8 protein-coding genes are annotated in these 5,945 nt (G+C 39.5%); 6 read left to right on the forward strand and 2 right to left on the reverse strand.

From position 1 onward, the window contains the following. Window positions 1-254 precede the first annotated feature (254 nt). Window positions 255-602: a helix-turn-helix domain-containing protein gene (locus QZY09_RS23245; protein WP_295676720.1), complete on the forward strand. Its 348-nt coding sequence runs from the start codon at window positions 255-257 to the stop codon at window positions 600-602. Then, window positions 602-1,888 carry a type II toxin-antitoxin system HipA family toxin gene (locus tag QZY09_RS23250; RefSeq protein WP_295676722.1) on the forward strand — a complete coding sequence of 429 codons (1,287 nt, stop codon included), beginning with the start codon at window positions 602-604 and terminating at the stop codon, window positions 1,886-1,888. The genes QZY09_RS23245 and QZY09_RS23250 overlap by 1 nt, the downstream gene beginning before the upstream one ends. Before the next feature lie 270 nt (window positions 1,889-2,158). Here the strand turns inward: QZY09_RS23250 and QZY09_RS23255 are convergent, their stop codons facing one another. Then, window positions 2,159-2,392 (reverse strand): helix-turn-helix transcriptional regulator, encoded by a 234-nt coding sequence (locus QZY09_RS23255; protein WP_295676725.1) that lies wholly within the window; start codon window positions 2,390-2,392, stop codon window positions 2,159-2,161. Window positions 2,393-2,483: 91 nt separating this feature from the next. Here QZY09_RS23255 and QZY09_RS23260 point away from each other — a divergent pair, with 91 nt between their 5' ends. From QZY09_RS23260 to QZY09_RS23275, 4 genes are all read left to right on the forward strand, one after another. Beyond that, window positions 2,484-2,957 carry a hypothetical protein gene (locus QZY09_RS23260; protein ID WP_295676727.1) on the forward strand — a complete coding sequence of 158 codons (474 nt, stop codon included), beginning with the start codon at window positions 2,484-2,486 and terminating at the stop codon, window positions 2,955-2,957. Between the two features lie 29 nt (window positions 2,958-2,986). Next, window positions 2,987-3,805 (forward strand): hypothetical protein, encoded by an 819-nt coding sequence (locus tag QZY09_RS23265; RefSeq protein WP_295676729.1) that lies wholly within the window; start codon window positions 2,987-2,989, stop codon window positions 3,803-3,805. Between the two features lie 682 nt (window positions 3,806-4,487). Then, on the forward strand, window positions 4,488-4,691 hold the full coding sequence (locus QZY09_RS23270; RefSeq protein ID WP_295676731.1) for a hypothetical protein: 204 nt from the start codon (window positions 4,488-4,490) through the stop codon (window positions 4,689-4,691). 144 nt (window positions 4,692-4,835) lie between these two features. Then, a complete protein-coding gene (locus QZY09_RS23275; RefSeq protein WP_295676734.1) occupies window positions 4,836-5,459 on the forward strand; it encodes a hypothetical protein in 624 nt (207 codons plus the stop codon). Window positions 5,460-5,576: 117 nt separating this feature from the next. Here the strand turns inward: QZY09_RS23275 and QZY09_RS23280 are convergent, their stop codons facing one another. Beyond that, window positions 5,577-5,816: a hypothetical protein gene (locus QZY09_RS23280; protein ID WP_295676736.1), complete on the reverse strand. Its 240-nt coding sequence runs from the start codon at window positions 5,814-5,816 to the stop codon at window positions 5,577-5,579. Between the last annotated feature and the right edge of the window lie 129 nt (window positions 5,817-5,945).

The following is a 5,945-nucleotide window of genomic DNA, read 5'->3' on the forward strand; positions in this document are numbered from 1 at the left end:
AAATAAAACTATATCATAAACACCTAGTAGTCCACAGCTGAATCGAATTTACGGTTTTTAAGATATTATAAAAAACCATCAATTGTTTATTGCTTTTCGATTGGAATATAAAATTAGTGTTGATTAATCTCATCATTAAAGCAATTTTAATAGCTTAATGTTGCTTTTTTCAAACAAAAAGTATTGCACATTTCTTATAATGTGTTACATTTGTTGTAATTATGCAACATTAAGTGGCTTTTTTATACTTAAAGATGGAAAAATCCGACATTGATATCTATGCAAAAAGCGATTTGTACTACCTCACGCAGATTGGGGAGTATGTTCGCGCCAACCGGTTAACCCAAAATAAGACCCAACTGGAGCTCGCTGAAGCTGCCGGTGTTGACCGCACCACCCTGGTAAAACTGGAGAAAGGGAAATCGGTGAACCTATTATCGCTGATACAAGTATTGCGATCACTTAAAAAGCTCCAGTTATTTCAGGAAATGGAAGTCAAGCCCCAGCTAAGCCCAATTCAGCTGGCAGAGATTGAGCAAAAGCAGCGGCAGCGTGCTGGCAGAAGAAAAGAAACACCCGGCAAAACTAAATCCGACTGGTAATGAATACGGCATTTGTAAACCTATGGAACAAAAGGGTCGGCGCCGTATCCTGGGATGCTGATCGGGGAGTCGCCAGCTTTGAATATGACAGCAGTTTTCCGGCAAACAAATGGGATATCGCCCCAATAGAAATGCCCATTGAGCAAGCTGGCAGGATATGGTCCTTCCCTGAGCTCTCACAAACCAGCACGTTTAAAGGGCTTCCAGGTTTATTGGCTGATGTGTTACCAGACAAGTATGGAAATACACTGATCAACACCTGGCTGGCAAGGCATGGCAGGCCGGTAGACAGTATGAACCCGGTGGAAATGCTCTGTTTTGTTGGTAACCGCGGTATGGGTGCATTAGAGTTTGAACCGGTTGATCCCAAAAGTGCGGAAACAGCCACTAAAATTGAAATAGCCGGATTGATTGACATCGCCCGTGAAATTCTGAACAACCGTCAGGGATTCACTGCAACAATCAGTGGCAACAATGAAAAGGCCTTATTGGATATTTTAAAGATAGGAACATCAGCCGGTGGTGCCAGGGCGAAAGCAGTGATTGCCTACAATGAAGTCACAGGAGAAGTTAGATCCGGGCAGGCAGAAGCACCCAAAGGATTCTTACAATGGCTGATCAAATTTGATGGAGTACATGACAGCCAGTTTGGCGAAACCTATGGCTATGGCCGGGTGGAGATGGCTTACCACAACATGGCAAAGGACTGCGGCATCATAATGACAGCGTGCCGCTTGTTGGAAGAGCATGATAGGGCCCATTTTATGACCCAACGTTTTGACCGTGTCACTGGTAAAGGAAAATTACATGTACAAACCTGGTGTGCCATTACCCATCGTGATTTTCAGCAGGTAAGCGCTTACAGTTATGAAGAACTATTTCAAACCATGCGGGCATTGGGGCTTCCTTATCCACAGGCAGAGCAGCTCTTTATCAGGATGGCATTTAATGTAATTGCCCGGAACTGTGATGATCATACCAAAAACTTCGCGTTTACAATGGATAAGCAAGGTGGATGGGCATTGTCACCAGCCTATGATGTTTGCCATTCCTACCGGCCAGGCAGCGCCTGGGTAAGCCGCCAATCACTAAGTGTGAATGGCAAACGCGAAAATATCACCAGGGCCGACCTCCTAAATGTAGCTACCCAAATGAATATCAAAAAGGCAGATCAACTTATTAGCTCAGTACAGGCAGTAGTGGATCGCTGGTCAGATTATGCAGCACAGGTTGGAGTAAATGAAAAACTAAAAAACGGGATAAAAGCAACACTGCTAAAAATATAAAACCATGACATCTTTAGTCCAATCACGGATTATATGGCTGTGAAGCATTTTCAGATAAATTTTACGGTAAACTTAAATGTTTTAATGACCGAGTAGCTGCCAGGGTTCAACGTGGAACGACAATGCTAAACCAGAAGAGCGCTGGTATATTATAACCCATCAAAAATTCAGCTAATATTGTTATGCTCGATCCGTGATATGAAAACAAGAGATTCACGTTAAAACAGACAGCAAACAACACTTTTCAGATATTCAATATTTAAACACCTTTCAGTAACCATCCAGTTGCAAAAGCTCAGATAAAGTGAGTTGAAGCGCATCTGCGAGTGCCGCAATAGTACTAATAGTAACATTGAATCTTCCGTGTTCTATGTATGAAAGTTGCCGATAATCAATCCCCGCTAATTCAGCCAGCTTTTCCATGGTGTATTTCTTTTCCTTCCGCAAGAATCTCACCTTGTTACCAAATGCTTTTATAATTTCATCATTACGGACATTGTTCACAAGGGCTAAAGTGCAATAGATGTAGAATACACACCATGAAATACATTTCATATTAGTTTATTTATGTAAGTTTAGAAAAAAATCAAAAAACATGCAGAACCCTACCTCAGATCACATTGACTTACCTTTTTATGTTATTAAAGAAGGTGATATTTCTAAACTACTCGGACCTCAGACCACCTTCAAAGCGTGGCCACAGGCAGAATCACAATTTGACGGAATGAGCTTTTTGACTTCAGATAAAATGCCTACTGAACGGTACCATTTTGCATTTATTACACCTACCGCCGAAAATATGGTTGGCCTCGATCCAAAATCAACCCAGTTATTTAACATACCCTGGGAATTAACTGAAGAGGAAACAGTAGGTCCCAAACGATATTTAATTTTTACTGGATGGGGAGATCCATTTAGTGGTGGTCAGCGGCAATTTGAAGGTCATGAAATCGGAATTGAATCGTTAATCATTTATGACATAATTAAAAAGTTAATGCGTAAGGATCCTCAAATTTTCTCGCGCAAAGTAATTGGTAACGTGATCGGATTAGAATCATTTTCACTATAAAATTTATCTTTTAATATAAAAGCTATAAAATGTTTGATAAACATACTGACCGCAAAGAACTCAATAAACAACCTTTTTATTTTCAACCTAGTAGATATGAACTATGGATCGATGGGAATTTACTTAATTCAGGTAAGACGGACCATGAAATTCGCGCTACTGTCATTAGTGAACATGGTGAAGAAAAAATCAAAATCAATTTTGACGACAGCAAATTACACCATGAGATAAAGCAGTTCAATGTTTTTGACAAGTTTATGACATCAAATGATCGGTTGCAACTGATAACTATACCGGCTGACACGAATGCCGATTGCGTGGGCCTATCGATGATGCAGCGTTTAGTAGGGGCAACACGTCAAGAAAAAAACTTTGATCGAAATGAACCTTATTGTTGTAATTTATTTACGATTAATGGTATTATTTCCAAGGTAACCTTTTCATATTCAAATCCGGAAAAGTTGTTAGAGTTCTATCCCCAGGAAAGCAATTTAGTCTTAAATTTTAGTTTTGAATCATCTGACCATATCCGTTACGAAAATGGCATCCATGTTTCGGGCCCTCATGGCGGAGCAAAAAGAGTTATAAAGGTTTCACCAAATCAAACCGGTGGCGAAGGCTATAGCATCACCATTTTTGACAGTATCGGTAATACTCAAATGTCAACAAAGCAGATGCGTATAACAAGCACTGAATCGTCTACAATCATTCTAAAAGGTTTTGGAAATGATGAGCATGGATTTACTTTCAGCGATTATGGTTTAACAATTCATCACAATGACGGGCAAATGATAAAATGTACACTTCATTTATTTGATCGAAATGTAATTATAGATTATTTAAGCTGATGATTTACAATTAATGTGCAATAGATTAAGTATAATCAATTGCACATTAATTGACAGAAACTGTATTGCATTTTCCAAACACATCAATGGTTTGCCAGCCAAGTTACGTGGTTTTATACTTCCCATATGCATTCATGCGTGTGTATGTGTGTCCGTCACACCATGTTCCATCCATTTTTTATTCCTTGACAAATGTCATCATCTTTAGGCATTAAATAGCTATGACTTGCTGGCTCGTCTGTAAAATCCCCAAAAAACAACCATTTTTATTGCCCGGCTAATTTGCCAATTTAAAAAAGCCAACAGTGTATCCCTATCAATTAACGCACCACTGGTGATTTACTCGCGTATACGTAAATCACCAGTGTAATTATACCTGAACATCTACACATTTTTTTTACCCGGACCTGAATTTTTTTTTTCCAAATTTTTGAATATTCAGGAGGGTCTCATGGGGTCTTCTATGTCGTACCCCTTACTTGTTTTTGGTGTGTTCCTACCCCGGCCTTTTGATTTATTGTTTTTTTGCCAACTTCTCAAATAAGACTTTCGCCCCAGCCCTAAAATACATTACAGCTACTCCCCTGTTCAATCCTAACCGGCGTGCCTTAACTAATTTTTCTTCCGGACTACCACAACCACCAATTAACAAATTATTCACCCTTTAAAATCATTGACAAAAATGAGTTTATCATTCGATTGCTACCGCGAGCGTATTGACGCCAACGGTAAAACCTATTTAGACGTGTATATGAGCCTATTGCTGCCTAATAATAAGCGAGCCGGCCTCATGTTCACTATTGCATCCACTGCTAACATAGCCACGCTTAGCGGCGATGAGATCTACCATGCTGTCACCTTCATGGTGAAGGATAACGCTGGGTAGTGTCATTAGTATCATCATTAAAATAGTAGGTCGGTATCCATTTCTACCGGCCTGCTATTTGGAAAAAACTTTATGGATTTATTCCCCAAAAACTAAACCTGAAAAGGTTATCACTTAAACTTTTAAAAGTTATCCGTTCAAATCATGAAAAAAACCAAAAAAAAGGTTCAGGAAGTACCTATTGACACTTTCGCCGCAGTATTCATTCAACAGATGGGCTGCACCCGCGATGAGATCCAAATTGAAATGCTGGAGGAGAACCGATCAGCATTCGTTATTTATAATGAACAACCATTTAAAATCAACACCCGTGAATATTTATTTGAAAGTGTAAAGCCAATGCTTACTGATATCCATGAGGCCCAACAGATCAACCCAACTATTTGGGCTGAGGTTACCATGGGGAGCCTTCGTAACCCTTCCTTTTATTTGAACTTAATTAGCAATTTGGAGGATATCAACCAGGCCAGCCTGCTACAGTTTGTATTTGCTATTGATACCAGGTTTGATGTCGATGATGAGTTATTTTGGCTTGCCCTGGATCGCATAGACAGGTTGGATGAAAACGGCACCCTGTATGGTGCAGCGATAGTAGCCGCGGCAAAATTATATGATCTGGACAGGCTGGCAAATGACTTGTTTGAAGGGCAAATAGTAAACGGTCAGGTTATTTACAACCATTTTGAGGATGGTATATTTAAGGAGGTAAACGTCCCGGTAAACGGTGATGAAAATTTCTGCTTTTATATATATTCAGCCATGCCTTAACAATCATTTAATTAATAACCAAACAGCCGGTAAATAAAATCACCGGCTGTATTGTTTTATCTTTTTTAGAGTAATGTATCAATTGAGTATCCTGGTACGTGTACTGGGCAGTAGATATTACACCTTGCCCAGCTTCAAAATGGCATCACTAAATGTACTTTCAAGGCCATGATATATTTCCGGGCAAACCTGTTTATTGGCGATATAGAATGCGCCAGCCTCATTAAACTGCATATGGAATCGCTGCTTTTTTCCTTCATGCAAAACATATACCTGGAACAACTGTAGGTTAACACGATTCATGGTAAAGAACTCAAATGTAGCTCCGCTTAGGTCAATTGTAAAGTTAGTGATCATCCTTGCGAAGATAATAGCAAATTATATTTTGATAACTAAATAGTTACAAACAACAACAGTAATTTGGCAAAAATAAAAACCCCCTCACTCTCGCAGCTTGGGGGCTTTAACCTAAACCTTATCACAAAA

This window comes from uncultured Mucilaginibacter sp., assembly GCF_903913935.1.
Taxonomy (GTDB): domain Bacteria; phylum Bacteroidota; class Bacteroidia; order Sphingobacteriales; family Sphingobacteriaceae; genus Mucilaginibacter.